This is a genomic window from Streptomyces sp. MMS24-W38 (genome assembly GCF_059889265.1).
This window is the reverse complement of record NZ_JCBCPP010000001.1, coordinates 1,844,151-1,859,917: the sequence shown is the minus strand read 5'-3', so window position 1 is coordinate 1,859,917 and position 15,767 is coordinate 1,844,151. Positions and strand designations below refer to the sequence as shown.

18 protein-coding genes and 2 pseudogenes are annotated in these 15,767 nt (G+C 69.6%); 13 read left to right on the top strand and 7 right to left on the bottom strand.

Annotation, left to right across the window (positions count from 1 at the left end):
* The first annotated feature begins 121 nt into the window (after nucleotides 1-121).
* The 5 genes from AC6F7H_RS07120 to AC6F7H_RS07100 all read left to right on the top strand — a co-directional run bounded on the left by AC6F7H_RS07120 (nucleotide 122) and on the right by AC6F7H_RS07100 (nucleotide 3,463).
* Nucleotides 122-718, top strand: coding sequence for a hypothetical protein (locus AC6F7H_RS07120; protein ID WP_500755948.1), 597 nt, complete (start codon nucleotides 122-124; stop codon nucleotides 716-718).
* An 89-nt stretch (nucleotides 719-807) separates the two neighbouring features.
* Entirely contained in the window at nucleotides 808-1,194 is a 387-nt protein-coding gene (locus AC6F7H_RS07115; protein ID WP_500755946.1) for a hypothetical protein, read from the top strand.
* 638 nt (nucleotides 1,195-1,832) lie between these two features.
* Nucleotides 1,833-2,369 carry a DUF5994 family protein gene (locus AC6F7H_RS07110; RefSeq protein WP_202275341.1) on the top strand — a complete coding sequence of 179 codons (537 nt, stop codon included), beginning with the start codon at nucleotides 1,833-1,835 and terminating at the stop codon, nucleotides 2,367-2,369.
* 4 nt (nucleotides 2,370-2,373) lie between these two features.
* A complete protein-coding gene (locus AC6F7H_RS07105; protein ID WP_500755944.1) occupies nucleotides 2,374-2,904 on the top strand; it encodes a hypothetical protein in 531 nt (176 codons plus the stop codon).
* A 73-nt stretch (nucleotides 2,905-2,977) separates the two neighbouring features.
* Nucleotides 2,978-3,463, top strand: coding sequence for a DUF5994 family protein (locus AC6F7H_RS07100; protein ID WP_500755942.1), 486 nt, complete (start codon nucleotides 2,978-2,980; stop codon nucleotides 3,461-3,463).
* A gap of 38 nt (nucleotides 3,464-3,501) precedes the next feature.
* Here the strand turns inward: AC6F7H_RS07100 and AC6F7H_RS07095 are convergent, their stop codons facing one another.
* Nucleotides 3,502-4,770, bottom strand: a complete 1,269-nt coding sequence (locus tag AC6F7H_RS07095) for an ATP-binding protein (protein ID WP_500755941.1) — start codon at nucleotides 4,768-4,770, stop codon at nucleotides 3,502-3,504.
* 84 nt (nucleotides 4,771-4,854) lie between these two features.
* Nucleotides 4,855-6,061: pseudogene (locus AC6F7H_RS07090) on the bottom strand (PP2C family protein-serine/threonine phosphatase).
* 127 nt (nucleotides 6,062-6,188) lie between these two features.
* On the opposite strand from AC6F7H_RS07090, the pseudogene AC6F7H_RS07085 reads away from it, so the two are divergent.
* Nucleotides 6,189-6,413, top strand: a pseudogene (locus AC6F7H_RS07085) (acyl-CoA desaturase); the annotation flags it as partial.
* 383 nt (nucleotides 6,414-6,796) lie between these two features.
* Here AC6F7H_RS07085 and AC6F7H_RS07080 read toward each other — a convergent pair.
* Nucleotides 6,797-6,967, bottom strand: coding sequence for a hypothetical protein (locus AC6F7H_RS07080; RefSeq protein ID WP_181384007.1), 171 nt, complete (start codon nucleotides 6,965-6,967; stop codon nucleotides 6,797-6,799).
* Between the two features lie 80 nt (nucleotides 6,968-7,047).
* The gene (locus AC6F7H_RS07075; RefSeq protein WP_500761692.1) at nucleotides 7,048-7,530 is read right to left on the bottom strand and encodes an Asp23/Gls24 family envelope stress response protein; all 483 of its coding nucleotides are present in this window, start codon (nucleotides 7,528-7,530) and stop codon (nucleotides 7,048-7,050) included.
* A 154-nt stretch (nucleotides 7,531-7,684) separates the two neighbouring features.
* Here AC6F7H_RS07075 and AC6F7H_RS07070 point away from each other — a divergent pair, with 154 nt between their 5' ends.
* The 4 genes from AC6F7H_RS07070 to AC6F7H_RS07055 all read left to right on the top strand — a co-directional run bounded on the left by AC6F7H_RS07070 (nucleotide 7,685) and on the right by AC6F7H_RS07055 (nucleotide 11,048).
* Nucleotides 7,685-8,260 (top strand): RNA polymerase sigma factor, encoded by a 576-nt coding sequence (locus AC6F7H_RS07070; protein WP_500755940.1) that lies wholly within the window; start codon nucleotides 7,685-7,687, stop codon nucleotides 8,258-8,260.
* On the top strand, nucleotides 8,251-8,922 hold the full coding sequence (locus AC6F7H_RS07065; protein ID WP_500755939.1) for a hypothetical protein: 672 nt from the start codon (nucleotides 8,251-8,253) through the stop codon (nucleotides 8,920-8,922). Before AC6F7H_RS07070 ends, AC6F7H_RS07065 begins: the two co-directional genes overlap by 10 nt.
* Complete coding sequence (locus tag AC6F7H_RS07060; RefSeq protein WP_500755937.1) at nucleotides 8,922-9,287, top strand: hypothetical protein; 366 nt, start codon at nucleotides 8,922-8,924, stop codon at nucleotides 9,285-9,287. The genes AC6F7H_RS07065 and AC6F7H_RS07060 overlap by 1 nt, the downstream gene beginning before the upstream one ends.
* A 552-nt stretch (nucleotides 9,288-9,839) precedes the next feature.
* Nucleotides 9,840-11,048 (top strand): PP2C family protein-serine/threonine phosphatase, encoded by a 1,209-nt coding sequence (locus tag AC6F7H_RS07055; protein ID WP_500761690.1) that lies wholly within the window; start codon nucleotides 9,840-9,842, stop codon nucleotides 11,046-11,048.
* Between the two features lie 65 nt (nucleotides 11,049-11,113).
* Here AC6F7H_RS07055 and AC6F7H_RS07050 read toward each other — a convergent pair whose 3' ends face one another.
* Nucleotides 11,114-12,463: an ISL3 family transposase gene (locus AC6F7H_RS07050; protein WP_500755936.1), complete on the bottom strand. Its 1,350-nt coding sequence runs from the start codon at nucleotides 12,461-12,463 to the stop codon at nucleotides 11,114-11,116.
* Between the two features lie 200 nt (nucleotides 12,464-12,663).
* Here AC6F7H_RS07050 and AC6F7H_RS07045 point away from each other — a divergent pair, with 200 nt between their 5' ends.
* Complete coding sequence (locus AC6F7H_RS07045; protein ID WP_500755934.1) at nucleotides 12,664-12,912, top strand: hypothetical protein; 249 nt, start codon at nucleotides 12,664-12,666, stop codon at nucleotides 12,910-12,912.
* A gap of 210 nt (nucleotides 12,913-13,122) precedes the next feature.
* Here AC6F7H_RS07045 and AC6F7H_RS07040 read toward each other — a convergent pair whose 3' ends face one another.
* Nucleotides 13,123-13,680: a DUF5994 family protein gene (locus AC6F7H_RS07040; RefSeq protein WP_500755932.1), complete on the bottom strand. Its 558-nt coding sequence runs from the start codon at nucleotides 13,678-13,680 to the stop codon at nucleotides 13,123-13,125.
* Nucleotides 13,681-13,882: 202 nt separating this feature from the next.
* Between AC6F7H_RS07040 and AC6F7H_RS07035 the strand changes: the two genes are divergently transcribed.
* Both AC6F7H_RS07035 and AC6F7H_RS07030 read left to right on the top strand, forming a co-directional pair.
* Entirely contained in the window at nucleotides 13,883-14,566 is a 684-nt protein-coding gene (locus AC6F7H_RS07035) for a transposase family protein (protein WP_500755930.1), read from the top strand.
* 41 nt (nucleotides 14,567-14,607) lie between these two features.
* Nucleotides 14,608-15,168: a DUF5994 family protein gene (locus AC6F7H_RS07030; RefSeq protein ID WP_500755928.1), complete on the top strand. Its 561-nt coding sequence runs from the start codon at nucleotides 14,608-14,610 to the stop codon at nucleotides 15,166-15,168.
* On the opposite strand, the gene AC6F7H_RS07025 is transcribed toward AC6F7H_RS07030, so the two are convergent.
* Nucleotides 15,165-15,290 (bottom strand): hypothetical protein, encoded by a 126-nt coding sequence (locus AC6F7H_RS07025; RefSeq protein WP_500755927.1) that lies wholly within the window; start codon nucleotides 15,288-15,290, stop codon nucleotides 15,165-15,167. The two genes, AC6F7H_RS07030 and AC6F7H_RS07025, sit on opposite strands and share 4 nt — an antisense overlap.
* Nucleotides 15,291-15,767 lie beyond the last annotated feature (477 nt).

Here is a 15,767-nt window from a genome sequence, read left to right as displayed (position 1 = left end):
CCCCCTTCTCGGTCTCACCTCCCGAGTCAGGGACGTTCGGCCCTGGTCACCGGCCCGTGCCCCGGCTTCACTGGCCTGGGACCGGGCCGGTGACCGGAGGCCGAGGACTGTCAGGGGCGAGATGAGTGCAACGGCGCGTGACAACGGGGCGGGACGCAACGGAGGGGTGGCCGGGGAGATCGTGCTGGTCGGGCACGCCGATCTCACCCCGCGCACGCTCGAACTGGTGGAGCGCGAACTGCGGCGGCGTCTGGAGGAACGCTGCGCGCGGGGAGCGGCCATGGTGCGGTGCGGGGCGGGAGCGCCGCTGGCGTTCGGCCGCGCGGCGCGTGCGTCGGGTCGCCGCCTGATCGTCGTCATCCCCACGGACAACGGGGTCCCCGCCATGCCGCCCAGGCGCGACCGGATGGCCGCCGGTGAGCTGCTGAACCTCGCCGACCAGGCGCGGCTGCTGGCGTACGACCCGAATCACCGCGATTCCTGTGTCGGTGCGGACGAGCGGATGGTCGCCTCCAGCGGCCTCCTCCTGGCGGTCTGGGACGGGTCGCCGTCCAACGGCCGCGACGCCACCGCCCATCTGGTGACGTATGCCCGCGCCCGGGGCATCCCCGTCGAGATCGTCTGGCCCGCGGGCGCCGAACGCGAGACTGTGCCAGCCGTACCGGCCACCAGGGAGCGGGCCGTACCCGCCACCGGCCGCCACGGGGCCCGGCGCTGACGACTACTGCGCTCCACCCCTCTGCCTCCGCGGCCTGTTCGGCCTTCTCCGGCACGATCGCGGCCGCGATCCGCTCCACGAGCCCGATCGTGCAGGCCGCCGGCCTGCCGATGTCCGGCGCGGACTTCGCGGTGACGGAGTTCGCACTCGAGTCGGTGCGTACGTTCAAGAACGGCGTGCTGGTTCGGACGCACGGCAGGAAGCGCTGGACCGCAGTCGGGCCTACCCTGGGGGACATGGGCAGCGACGAACCGGTCTGTCCCGCCTGCGGACAGCCAGTGGAGATGGTCGTCCGGCGTCACAAGACGCTGGGCGCGTGGGTCCCGACCTGGGTCCACGGACCGTGCGGCAACCGGGAGTGCGAGCGGTACCCGGACCGTGACGCCGTCGCCCACCCTCCCACCGGATCCCTCCGCACCGAACCCGCCGAGAACACGGCCCCGACGAAGGAAGCAGGCCCGCGTTCCGCGCCCTGACGCGCGCCCGCGGCTGCCCGGTGACCGCGCGAGGACGACCACCCTCCGGCCCGTCCGGCCTGTCGAAGACGACCGCACCCGGCCGTCAGGGCGCCGGAGCGGCGGTCTGCGGGCCGGGTGCGGGCGGAGGACCGGGCGGCTGAAGAAGACAGCACTGGTCGACAGGCACGATCGAAGGATCAGGCCTTCTTCGTCTCCTAGTAACGGGCCGGGTCGGGGGCCTGCAGGGATCTTCCCTGTGGGTCGCTGACCTGGCCTTTTGCCGATTGCTGGCGATGGGGTGCGACGGTCTTGAACGGGTGTCCTGCGGACTGTGTGCGGACTGCTGCCCCCGTCCGGGGGCAGACGTGGCTGATGCCGGACCGCTGGGGGGCCGGAGCGCACCTCCGTTGCCCCTGGTCAACCGCTCTCAAGGGCATGCCGAGCGCAAGGACTGGCTTTGTCCCGACTCGCCACTGGGCGCCGAGGGGCCAGGTGTCGAGGCAGGAAAGTACCTGGTCATCCGCAGCTTTTCGGGCCGGCGAGCGGAGTAGTGTGAAAACACCGGGAGTTCTTCGCGCACCGGCTCCGCTGTGGGTGCCGTTTCCGGTGATCGACAACGCCGGGCCGCCCCACGAGCCCGGGGGCAGGTTCGCGCCATGACCGTGATCATCGACCGTACGGCATCGAGCAGGCGCGCACCGTCGCTGCCGGCTCGCCTGTGCCTGACGCCCGCGCCGGGCGGGCTGGACGGCATGTGGTGGCCTCGCTCCCGTGCCCTCACCCGTGAGCTGCCGGCTTTGACAGCCGCACTGGGCGACCTCTGGGGCCGCATCACAGGTGTCACGGTGAACCCGGACCACTGGCCTGTCATCCCGAGCTGGGTGTCCGGCGCCGGGCGCACCGTGCATGTGGGCTGGTCCACCGAGGAGCAGGATCCGCACCGGCTGACCCTTTTCTCCACCGGTAGTCGCCGGAACATGCTGGTGATTCCGCCGGAAACCAGTGCGGATGCCGCCGCACGGCTGATGGCGGGTGACGGTATCGATGCCCCGGGCCGGGAGGAAGCAGCAGACAGGATCGATGCCCGAAGCAGGGAAGAAGCGTGGGAGACCGACGGCGGGGCAGGTCCGCCGTCCTCCCCGCCCCGGCCCATCGGCTCGACAGGGCGTTCGCCCGCCGGTCAACGGAGGTGAGCGGATGATGACTGTCATCGCCGTGGCCGCGCTGCTCGTTCTGATCGCCATCGGAGCCGCCCTGATCCACCGGCTCAACGCTCAGCACGACGGACGGATCGCTGCCTTCCACTACAGCGATGCTCTGCCGGGGATCGGCCGCCGGACCCGGAGGCACCGCCGGCCGACGGTGGACGCGACCGCCCTGGCACGCCCCACCGCGACAGCGACCGCGGATGACATCGACTTCGGCCCGACCGGGGGCCGTAGAGGACGGCATGTCATGGGGATACTGCGTGAGCGGAAGACGTACCGCGAGAAGATCATGCGGGATCTGTACCAAGCCGCCGAGGGCAATCGTCTCCTGGGCGTCGACGGGGCGAAGCTCCGCACCGGTCTTGGCATCCCTGAGCGGGATCTGGCCGCTGCCTGTACGTACCTGGCGGGCAAAGGCTGGGTCGTCGTCGACTGGGGGAGGGGTGACACGCCCGCGAGGATCACGCTGACGCACCAGGGGATCCGGCAGATGGAGGCAGAAGAGGAAGAGCGTGACTGAGTCGCGTCCACAGAGACGGTGCGGCCGTAGGGCGTGCGACCGGCATACGGCATATGAAGGGCGGGCGGACACCATGACCGACTCCGACACCCCCGACACACCCAGGTTGCTGCCGGACGCCGTCCACCAGCCGGTGAGCCCCGGGACGGCTCTGCTGAGACTGGAGACGACACACGCGCGTGAGGGAATCCTGGACGGTGCCTGGTGGCCGCGGTCCCGGGACATCGGTGCCGAGCTGCCCTCGCTGATCACCGCGTTGACCGAGCATCTCGGACCCGTCACCCGCGTCGGTCTGGACGCCAGTGCCTGGGACGAACTGCCGACACGGCTGGTGATCGACGGCCGAGTCGTGCACATCGACTCCTTCCCGGTCGGTGACGACACCGTCCTCATCACCCGAGGCGACCGGGACCATTTCTCCTTGCTGGTAGTCCCGCCGGACACGATGCCTGACGCGGCACGCGCCGCGATGGCCAGGGCCGTCCGGGCCGACAACGTCACCGGGGCCGAACAGATCCTCATCGACACGGGCAGCGACACGCCGTCTCCGCCGAACTGACACCTCCGTCGTAGCCCGGATCTCCGGAAGTCGGGACGCTAGATACGGGCGAACTTCTCGGTCTGCTCGGCGAACTCCTGAGCCGTGGCGCTGCTGACCGTAGGCCGGGTGTCGCGGATCGTGGCCAGGTAGTCGTCCGTGGTGGGCAGGGTCCGGGTTCCGGTGTCGAAGGTGCGCTCGAACTGGGCCTGGGAGACAGTACGTGCCACGTGGGCGATGTCGGCGGGGGTGAACCCCTCGCTGGCGGACGAGAGTGCCGCGCTGTCGGCCTGGGCGCCCGCTCGGGCCAGGTAGCTCCTCCACAGCGCGGTCCTGGCGCTGTGGTCGGGAGGGCCGATGGGCAGCACATAGTCGAAGCGACCGTGCCGCAGGAAGGCCGGGTCGAGGGTGGTCACGTTGTTCGTGGCGCAGACGAGCAGCCGCCCGTCCTGGGTTCGGAACCGGACGATCGCCTTGAGCAGTTCGTTGACGACGCCGACCGCGGTCGCGTCCGCACCACTGCGTTCACCGGCGACCTCCTCGACCTCGTCGATGAAGACCAGGACGTGGTCGAGCTGGGCGATCTCGTCGAAGCGCCGGCTCAGCCCGCTCGCCAGACCGTACTCGGCAGCCAGACGTGCGGGGAACAGTTCGAGGAAGGGCCAGCCCAGGCGGCCGGCGATCGCGTGCGCGAACGTGCTCTTGCCGGTCCCGGGCGGACCGAACAGCATCACCGCTCGCGGCAGTTCCACACCGTGCTGGGCGGCCAGTTCGGGGTGGGCCAGTGGCAGGACCAGGCGGCGCTCGATGAGCTGCTTCTCCCTGTGCATGCCCGCGACTTTCTGCCACAGTCCCCCGGGCGGCAGCTCCGCCCCGAGCGAGGAGAGCATGCTGACCTCCTGAGGAGTCACCGGCCCGCGCTTCTCGAAGACGACCATGCCCGAGCGGGCGCCGAAGCCGCAGTTGTGCAGAGCGGCGGCACCGGTCCCGCCCTCGGGCAGAACCGCGTGCACCGCGCGGACGCCACCGGCGAAGAGCCGGTGCTCCAGGGAGGTGATCAGGTCGCTGCCCAGCCCCCGGTGCCGCCAGGCAGGTGCCATGCAGATGCGCAGGATCCATGCGCGGTCGCCCTCCACTCTGCTCACCGCGGCGCCGACCACCACCTCGTCCGCCGTGGCCACCACCGCAGGGTGGAGGGCTTGAAGGGCCGCCACGGCGTCCGAGAGCGGGAAGAGAGGTGGCTCTTCGGCCGTGCTGCTCTCCGCATCGACGCGGATCACCGCTTCGAGATCGTCCTGGGAGTAGTCCCTGACACGCCACCCCGTCATCATCAGCTCCGCATGTTCGGCCGTACTCCCATCATCAGCCGATGCATGGAGTACGCGCGCGACAGGCGCCGGCCGTGAGTCCGATCAGTCGGCGCCGCGCCACTCGATGAGCAGGAGCGTCGCGTCGTCCGTCGTGATCCCGCCCCGTGCCCGCTTGAGCGTGTGGGAGAGGGAACGGGCCACGGCCCGGATCTCATGCGCCGTACGTTCGATGCGGTCCACCCAGCCGATGAGCTGTTCCTCACCACCGGCATCGTGCTCCTCGATCAACCCGTCGGTGAAACACATGATCCGGCCTCCGGGAGCGAGGGCCAGTTCACTGATCCGGGGCTCGTGACCGCCGAAGCCGACAGGGAGCGTCGTCGGGCCGCGGAGCCGCCGGACAACACGGTGTCCGCGGATCAGCAGGGGGGCGGGATGTCCCGCGTTGACCCACTGGACACGGCCCGTCATTGTGTCGAGCCGCATCATCTGAGCGGTCACGAAGCGGTCGGGGCCGAACTGCTCGGCGACGGCCCGGTCCATGAACGCATAGATCTCCGACAGGCCGACGCTGATCCGCCGGGCATGCCGGTAGGCACCGATGGCCACCGTGGCCATCGTGGCGGCATCCAGGCCGTGCCCCATCGCGTCGATCATGGCCACATGCAGCACGTCACCGTTGAGGGCGTAGTCGAAGCTGTCGCCGGCCACGTCGTAGGCGGGCTCCAGCATTCCGGCCAACATGACCCGAGGCGTGGACATGGCCAGCGGCGGCAGCAGTGACCATTGGATCTCCGCCGCCACACTCATCGGTTCTCTGCGCCGGACCTGGAAGAACAGATCGGTGTACCCGTGCTTGGTCACCAGCATGTCGGCCAGCAGAGTGGCGATCCTGCGCAGCAGCCGCCGGTCATCGTCGTCGATCCCGTCCAGAGTGACGGCCAGGACGCCCACCTGGTCGCCGCCGTCCAGCAGAGGCGAGTAGACCCGTACACCATCGGCCTGAGGCACCTCGAGACGACGTGCCACCTGGAAGGCACGACCGGCATAGGAGCCCGTCGATCGGCTGCGGATCTCCGGCCGTCAGCCCGTCGTCCGGCAGGGGCACGAGCCACACCTGACCGTAGTCCTGCAAGAAAACCGAGGTCTCGCGGCTACCGAGCCTGTCCACCTGCTGCGCAACGAGCGGACCGAGCAGATGCGGCGGCAACTCGTGTCCCTGGTCCAGCAGAGCCCCCAGAAGCTCCTCCCCGAACCCCTCCGACCGGTCCGTGCCCCCTCCACTGCCCTGCCGCTCACTGACCGTCATCGCCGTGGCCACGGTGGACGCTCGGATGGCTCCTCACGAAGAAACTGTGCACACGAACTCCCGACGCAGCCTGACCGACCAGAGCAGCGTGCGACCGCCGCCCGATCCACCCGGGCCATTGCTCCCATCCCGTCGCCACGACCGGGCCACCAACCTGTGGTCGTCGGCCCTGCTCTCGTTCGGCGAGAGCTGACACAACCTCTACCACGCCGACCCCACCTGCGCCCGGCACGGCGTCGACCGCGGTCGGATCGATTTCTCCGTCGCGTTCATCCGCCTCCTCGAACGCCTCGGCTGGGTCTACGACGTGCGCCGGCCGACTGCGGCCCGCATGGCCGCCCGCCGGACCTGACCCGATCACCAGGAGTGACGTCGACCGGCGACGGCGTGTCCCATTGCGCCGAGGACCCACAGGATGGATATCCCGGTGACGAAGCCGACGACGAGCAGAACGATGCCCAGGATGATCATGACCTCGCCCTTGAGGAGCAGTGTCGGTTCCCCTGTGAACTGCGAAAGACCGCAAGGGGGTGGACACGGGAATGGTCGGCCTCCTCCTTACTCCGCGCGGTGTGGTTTGTGGCGGGCGACCTGTAGTCGGGTCTCGGTGGGCATGTCAGGGAAGCCGGTGGACCGATGGGCGGTTCGGAGTGGGCCTTCGCAGAGGGCATCGAGGGCGGCACGCCGGGACTGGGCCGGGCCCTTCGCCGGGAGGCGGGGAACCGGGCCGGGTCCTCACCGCTGCCTCCGTCCGCGGACGTCGAGGTCGCCCTGCACGACGAGGCCGACGATCAGCCCCGCCGCCCCCAGGACCAGAACCAGCAGAAATGCCCAGAAGCCGCCGAAGTAACCGGCGAAGCCCAGGGCCATCCCGGCCGCGAGGCCCGTCGTCGCTGTGTTCATCATGCACTCACCCGTCTCGCGAGCGTCATCCGCGTGATCAGCCGCTTACGCCGGGACGCGGCGGTGGCGGTGGTCACGGCGGATCACCTCACGCGGCCCTCGTCCGGTTCGGACTCTTCTTCCTCGTCGGGGAGGTGGACGTCGTCGACGGCGATGTTCACCTCGACGACCTCCAGGCCCGTCATCCGCTCCACCGCGCTGATCACGGTGGTGCGTACGTCGCCGGCGACGTCGACGATGGAGACGCCGTACTCGACGACGACGTCCAGGTCCACGGCGGCCTGGCGCTCGCCGACCTCGACCTTTACTCCCCGCGTGACGCCGCCGCCTCCGCCGGGGACGCGTTCCCGCATGGCGCCGAAGGCGCGGGCCATGCCCGCCCCCAGGTTGTAAATGCCCGGTACCTCGCGGGCGGCCATGCCCGCGATCTTGGCCACCACGCCGTCCGCGATGGTGGTCTTCCCCCGTGTCTCGGCCGGAGTTCCAGCCCCGGTACGGCCCTTCAGCGCGCTCACGCCCGTGTCGGACCGGCTGCCCGCGCCGACGCTGGTGATGTTGTCCGTCATGGCGGTCGCCTCGATCGGTCGGTCGGACACCGGTGTGGTGCCCGTCGAAAGGTTGGACATGCGGGGCGGCGGACTTCTCACACACGTGAAGTGTGATGTGCATCACGTATTTGTGCGGGGGTACACGCTCGTTCCGAGCTTGCGCGGGAGCGTCATGATCGAACGCACTGCTTCCCCACAGCTGGGATGTGACCTGCCGGACCGACTGCTGGCCGTGCGGACGGCCGAGGGAGACGGGGACTCCTTCGCCGTTCTCGTCCAGCGGCACAGTTGGCCCCTCCTGGCCCTGGCCCGTTGCATGCTCGGCAACGCCCAGGACGCTGAGGAGGCCGTTCAGGACGCCTTCGTCAGCGCCTGGCGGCGACTGCCGGAATACCACCACAGGGCGGAGTTCCGCACCTGGATGTACCGGATCACCGTCAACCGTTGCCTGACCATGCGCCGACGCCGACCGCAGCCCCTCTCCCTGGACACCGTCGCCGAACCCGCGACGGCCGACGCGGGGAGCCAGCCCGTCCGGTCCGCCGAGCAGGACGCGGCTACTGCGGCTCTGTCCCGCGCGCTCGACGAGCTGGACGCCGGGCAGCGGATCTGCTGGATCCTGCGGGAACTGCAGGGTCTGCCCTACAAGGAGATCGCCCACGTGACCCGGACCAGTGAGCAGACGGTACGCGGCAGACTGTTCAGGGCACGCCGATCCCTGCAGGAGGCGATGGCCCCATGGCGCTAGACGACCCGCACGCGCGGCCTTCCGGACCGCCCGGAGCCGACGGGCCCCGTACCGGCCCAGCCGCCGCCGACGCGCCCCCGTTCGCGGGTGATGAGGTGCTGCCCTGTGGCCGACTGCTCAGCCGGGTCTGGGAACAGGCGCGGGACGCGGCGCCGGCCGCGGACCCGCACACCGTCTCCTGTCCTCACTGCCGCGAGGCTGTCGAGGGACTGGCCACGGTGAACGCGGCCACCCGGGCGCTGCGCGCCGAGGACCCTACCGGCCTGCACGCGCTCGCCGACCGCGTCATGGACGTCGTCAGGGCAGAGGTCCGGATCGGGCGGCTGCTGCCCCTGGCCGACCCGGACCGGGACCTGCGGATCGCCGAGAACGCCGCGGCGAAGGTACTGCGGCAAGCTGCGGACACGGTCCCCGGTGCCAGGGCCGCGACCTGCCGGCTCGTACCTGAGGGCGAAGGCACCGACGTGCGGGTGACCATGACCCTGGCCGCTGCTCTCGACCGCCCGCTGCCCGACCGGGTCCATCAGGTGCGCCGATCGGTCCTCGACTCGGCCGGACAGGACCTGGGGCTTGCTGTGACGGCCGTCGACATCACCGTGATCGACGTTTTGGAGCCGGAGCCGCCCCTCGGCTCTGGCTTCCCGACCGGCGGTGGTACGTGATGACCGCCACCCGCACGACCACGCTCCTCGACGTCGCGGCCGAGGCAGCCCTCGCGGTTCCCGGCGTGGTCGGCCTGCAACCCCGCCTCGCAGCAGCCGCCGCACCTGCCCGGACGGACACCACGCCTCACCGCACGTCTCCCGAGGCAGGCATCCACGCCGACCGGGCGCCGGACGGTTCGGGATGGCACATCGAGGCGCGCTGCGTCCTGGTTGAGGGCCGGCGGGCGCTGGACATCGCCCGGAACGTCCACGACCGGGTGGGGGCCGCCATCCTCTCCCACCTCGCCGCCCTCGGTGTCGCGGAGCGGGTTACCGTCGAGGTCACGGTGACCCGTATCACTGCTCGGCACGACGCGGCATGAGTTCCGAGTCAACCTCTGCACACCGGCATCCCGGCCACAGCGGGTACAGGGCCTCGAAGCCGTCCACGGGGACACCACCACCGACCAACCGGTGCTCCTCGTGGCCGAGGGCCGCCGCGATCCGAAAGACCGGGACCTGACACCCTGTGGGCCACCCACAACGTGCGCCTGCATCAGCCTCTTTTCGGCAGGGTGAATGAGAGCCACTCGGACAGTGAGATCGGGAGCCACTGTTTGGGCATCGAAGTTGAGAGCCACCTCTCCCGACCGGGTGTGACATGCCGCTTTTGGCGTAATGAGCCCTTTAGGCTGGTTAGCCGCGTCACTCTGTGCGGGTTGATCACGGTTGGTCAGGAACCCGGGTGTACAGATCGGGTGAGTGGGTCTTCGAGCGGATCTGCAAGGTGAGCCGGGTCTGTCCCAAGCCCCAAGGCCGAGGCCAGCCGCCTGGTGAGCGGCCCCTTGGAGAGGCCCGCCCAGCGGGCGAAACCGGTTCTGCTGTGGTGAAAGGGAGCGGCTGTGGCGGACGGTGGGCGGCGGCCTGACAAGGCCATGGTGGACCGGTCGGAAGGGTTCGGTGAGCGGCTGCTGGGGGTGCTGCTGGATCGGGCGCACGAGATGCCGCCGCAGCTGATCGCCCCGCTGATCGCGGAAGAGGTGGCCAGGGTCGGTGGCCGCGACGTCTCGATCCTCCTGCAGGACTACGGCCAGCGGGTGCTGGTGCCGCTGGCGGGTAGGCGGCTGTTCGTCGGGGAGCCCGAGCCGATCGGTGACTCCCACGCCGGCACGGCTTTCCTGTATGCGACCCCTGTGGAGGTACCGCAGGCCGACGGCGTCCGGATGTACCTGCCGTTGCTGGACGGCAGCGACCAGGTGGGAGTGATGGCCCTCACCCTGGACACCGTCGATGACGACGACCGGCGGCTGCTGCGCAGACTCGCCGGTCTGGTCGCCGATCTGCTGGTCACCAAGCACAGCTACACCGACCAGTTCTTCCAGACCCGGCGCCGCGAGCCGATGAGTGTGGCGGCGGAGATCCAGTGGTCCCTGCTGCCGCCAGTGGCCATGTCCACCCCGCAGGTCGCGGTGGCCGGCATCCTCGAACCCGCCTACAGCGTCGCCGGCGACAGCTTCGACTACGCCCTCAACGACGACATCCTGCACGTGGCCACGATCGACGCGATGGGCCACGGTCTGGACGCCGCCACCATGGCAACCGTCGCCATCGGCGCCTACCGGCACGCCCGACGCGCCGACGTCGGGCTGTCCGGGATCTACGCGTTCATGGACCGGGCCATCGCCGGGCAGTTCGGGCCCGAGCACTTCGTCACCGCGCAGATGATGCGCCTGAACGTCGCAACCGGCCACCTGCAACGGGTCAACGCGGGCCACCCGGCACCGCTGCTGATCCGCAACCACCAGGTCGTCCGGCAACTGGAGAGTGCGACCACCCTGCCGGTCGGCTTCGGCGGCGACGAGCCCCAGCTCAGCGAGCAGACGCTCCAGGTCGGCGACCGGGTGCTGTGCTTCACCGACGGCCTGATCGAGGAGCACGAAGCCGGCGGGAAGCAGTTCGGCGTGGAACAACTCATCGCCTGGGTCAACCGCATCGAGCACGCCGAGAAGGGAGTGCGGGCGGTGGTGCGCTCCCTCTCCCACGCCCTGATGGAGGAACGGGGCGGGATCACCAGCGACGACGCGACCCTCTTCCTGATCGAGTGGCGCGGGGGCGCCGCCGACCACCTTGCCACCCTGGAATGAGCCGATACCGCCCGACTGGTGGTGCGGCCGTTGGCGGTGAGATCTGGCATGTCGGGTCTTCGAATTTAGTGGGGGTGTGCCTCCCGTCGGCTCCGCCGGGTGGTTGCACAGCGTGACCGGAGCCGCTGGTTCTCGCGGTTGCGGAAGCCGAAGGCGTTGCGTGCTTCGAGCTTGATGAGGCGGTTGTTGCCTTCGGAGGCGGCGTTGGTGATCCCGGTGACCAGGTAAGTCTCGATGCCGTCCCACCACTGCTCGACGGTTTCGGCGAGGGTGACGAGTTCGGGCAGGTGGGCGTGGTCGGCGACGTGGACGAAGAAGCGGTGGCGGGTGGTGGAGATCGCGGAGTGGTCCGGAGTGACGTGCGTGCGGCTGACGGCCAGACCGAGGAGGTCACGCAGGAGTTCCTTGGCCTGCCAGGCCGCGTAGATCTGTCGGCCGTAGGTGCCCATGTAGTCCAACTCGGACCGCAGAAGGGTGCGTTGGTCCTCGGTGAGGTCCTCCTTGTTGCGGCGCAGGAGTTTGCGGACGGTGTAGACGCTGTCGCCCTTGCGGGCTCGGCGGCCGTGCTGTTTCCAGGTGAGGCGTCGGCGCAGGTCGGCGAGGTGGCGCTGGGCGAGCTGGACGATGTGGAAGCAGTCGACGACCACGGCCGCGTGCGGCAGGGCCCGGTGAACGGCGGCGCGGAAGGTGGAGCACAGGTCGATGGCGACGTGGCGGACCTGCTCGCGCCAGGCGGCGGGCTGGGAAGTGAGCCAGTCGGCGACCGATGCCGCGTTGCGGCCCTCGACCTGGCCGAACAGGCCACGTCCGCCCATCGCGTCGATGAAGCCGATGTGCCAGGCGTCCGCGACGAGTTCCCGCTTCCGCGTTACCGGGTTCTGCTTCCATACCGGCTTGCCGCGTCGGGTCTCGTCGATCCCGATCGCCGAGGTGGTCGGCGGGTCCTCGGGCAGGACCTCGGCGGCGTAGTCCTCGAAGCAGTGCTGCACGGTCGGCCAGCTCAGGTGCAGGTCGCGGCCGGCCTGCACGACGGTGCGAGAGCCGTCGCAGACCGCGGCCCCCGCCGCCCGGCGCAGAGTGAGGGTGGTGCGCATCCCGGCGGGCACCGCGCGGATCGCCTCGGTGAACGAGCCGCGTTTGCAGGCGGGTTCGGTGCAGTGCCAGCGCGCCTTGCGCCACCGGATGCTCACCGGGCGTCCACCGCAGGGGAGGTGCCGGGGCCGGGTGGTGCGGTAGTCCTTCAGCCGGGTGGCGAAGACCCCGCACGAGGGGCAGGCCCGGGCAGAGTCCTCGCTCGTGACGACGTACACCGTCGAACCGCCCGATCCGTCGTCCTTGACCTCCGTCACACTCACCCCCTCCAGCCCCAGAAGTCGCGTCGCCGCCTCGTTGATCCCGGTATCGTCGATGTCCAAGCCCGTGGGGTTTCATGATCGGTTGCGTAGAGAACAACCATGATCACGAAGGCCCGCGGGCGACTTGCGTCCGGGACGCCCGCACCCCCACTGCCTCACGCAGCGTGACCGGCAGGCCTGCCCGTCACCGCCGCGCCCCCATCAAGTTCGAAGACCCGGCATGTCACGCGAGAAAACCGCGAGGGATCTATCGTCAAGGTATGAGCGTGTTCATCAAGCTGGTGGAGAACCGGCCCCCCAAGGAATACGCGGAGCCGGCGGCTGCAGATATCTCCTACGACGACATCACCGAAGGTGAGTCGCCCGCCACGTACGAGTACGACCTGCTTCCGAGCGGCGCATTGCGGATCCTCAGGGTTACCAAAGGCGAATCCGCTGCCGTCGAATCGATCTACGCTCCCGGACTCTGGTTCCGTGTCCAGGGGCAGTGGCGCGGTAGTGCGGAATAGCAAGCACTCTGCCGGCGGCCGGGCGCTGCCGGCTGCTGAGCCCGGTCGTCGGTGCCTGAGGTCCGAGCAGAATGTGCTCATGCTTCGCGTCAGCCTACGGAATCACGTCGGAAACTACCTGCAGGTGTACCGTGGATTGTGGGTTGCGCACTCTCACGTGTTGCGCCTGAAAGGACGGCCCCGGCGGTTTCACCGGGGCCGTTTCGAGGATCACGCTGAGCGTGCCGGCGCGGTCACACGGGCGCCATGGCCGCCCTCGGAGTCCCAGACCGCTTCTCGGGCCTGGTCGGCTTCCGTCACCATCCGTTGGGATTCGGCCCTCTCCAGCAGATCACTCGCTGTGTGGCTGCGCAGCGGACCGGTGGCCGCGGTCATCAGCCAGGCGGCGATGGCCGGATCCGTCTGCGGCGGAATCACCAGCAGGTCCCAGCGGCCGACGGTGTAGGAGAGCAGCACCAGCTTGTGGGGGTCTTGCTCGGCCCTGAACCAGCCGACGCTCACCACGTGCCCGTCAACGGGCACCTTCCGTGGGATGACCGGCCACAGGGTCGGGTTCACCGTGGCATGGGTGATGCGCCCCCACAGGGGATCCAGCACCGCTGTCAACGCAGGAAGTTCCGCCGCCAGATCGCGGGAGTCACGGGAACGGGGCCACCACGCACCGTCCAGAAGAGCACCAGGGGTGTCCGTCGAGGCAAGCGCGAGACGCAGCGGCAGCAAAAGGGTCCGCTCCTCGACCGCCGACGTATACAGAATGGTAGCGGTCATGACGCGGACCCGTCCCCGGGCCGGTGTACACCGGCCCGGTGTGGTGAATCGCCGAGAACGACAGGAGCTTAGAAACTCTTATGCGAAATGCCCTCGGTAGTTTCAGGCTACTCCCGGATACAGCCCGCCGGGCGGTTTCAGGATGACGGATATCAGGGCGTTTTGACAGGTCTTCGAACTTGAGCGGTGCACTCGGCCGGCGGTGCCGACCTGTCGTCACGATGGTGACGGTCGTGGTGGTTGTCGGCATCCGAATGCAGAGCGCCCGTGGTCATACTTGATCATTTCTGTTCTCGACGCAGAACGATCACGCAGGAGCCACGGGCTTGGTCAACGATACGACGTTGCTGCTCGACCGCGACGGGGTGTCCGTCGCACGTGTCGAGCGGCCCGAGGGCGGCAGACGCCGGGTCCATCGGTCACGGCGGACGAGTCGGCGCGGGCTTGTCCGGCCTGCGGGGTATTCGCCTCCCGGGTGAGGGGCCCGGCGGTGACCCGGCCCCGCGATCTTCCCTACGGGGACAGCAGCCTGGAGTTCTTGTGGCACAAGCGCCGCTGGTTCTGCCGGGAGCCGCGCTGTCCCCGGCGGTCGTTCACCGAGCAGATCGCCCAGATACCGGCCGGCGCGCGGCTGACCGGCCGGTTGCGTGGTGCGGCTGGGCGGCGCGTACGTGATGCATCTCCAGCGCACGACCATGATCGATCCCGGCGCTGCTTCCTGTACCTCACCTACGCACACCCGGAGCCGGCAGGGGGAGAGCGTCGGGCGGGCTCTGCGGGAGCGAACCGCCTGAGCGCGGGCCCCCGCCCCGCCACCGGCTGCGCGGAGTACAATGGCAGTCACCAGGACGTTTCACCGCTGGCAGCCGAGTCGGCGTCGCCCTAGATCAAACCGGTTCCGTCGAGAACCGAGACGGGCGGCACGCCATGGTGCCGAACCACAGCAGTGCATTCGTATGGGGGTGCTCCCCCCATCTCTTCCCGCGGCCGACGGCGCCCTCGGCAGTCCGGCTGACCCTGGAGCCCACGCTGGCCCGCGCGGGGATGTTCGATGGCGCGTGGTGGCCGCATTCCCGCGATGTCCGCGCCGAGCTGCCCGGCCTCATCACCGCACTGAGCGCGCACCTCGGCGCGATCCTGCGCGTCGGGCTGGACCAGGACGCCTGGGACGACATCCCACGCAGCCTCACGATCGACGGCCGCGTCGTTCACATCGGCTGGTTCACCGCCAGCGATGACACGATGAGCGTGACCCGCGGGCTTGACGACCACTTCATGCTTCTCGTGGTCCCGCCGTGGGCCACCGCGCCGGCCGCGGCGGCGGCCATGGCGATGGCCGCGCGGACCGGCAACCGCATGCCGGCTGCGACGATCCTCGCCGCTACCGGCACCACCCCCGAAATCCCCGACGCGGTGCCCCTGCCGGCGGTCGACGCGGAGGGCCAGCGGATCCAGGCGGCCGAGGGCGGCGCCGCAGGCCCCGTTTAGCCCGCACCGGTCAGCCCGTCGGTGCGGAGCACCGCCGAGTTCGACCCACCCCGCCCGGCCTCGGACCGCCAGGCGCCCGTCATCTGCACGACCCGGCTGACTTCACCGAGATGGACCTTCATCCCCTCCACTCCACAGCCCGTGAAGCTCTTGGCAGGTGCACGATGGATCTCGCCGAACGGATGCCAGTAGTGATCGCCGTGTGGCCGCCACCCTGGCCACCCCCCTGGCCGCCACCTGTGCCGTCACCTTTGCCTCAGCCACCGCCGTGGCCTCAACCGCTACCGCGGGGGGAGAGATGGGCGAGGTTACCTCTCTGACACCAGCCACCAAGGGACCCACGCGTAGTTGATGGCAGCGTATGGCGCGGACCGCGGCGCCAGCGGTGCGTAATTCTGTCACAGGGCAGCGTGGGAGGCATAGCGGTGCAGCGGAGCAAGGGGGCTGCCGCACATCCGGCATTCGCGCGTCGAGCCATCCCTGATGACGCTCTTTGAAAACGGCCAGAGCCAGAAATCACCCGATCGAGGTGGCTCTCAATCTCATTGCCGATCACGGACCTGCGTCGTGTCCATCCCCACCACGGATGGGGCAACGTG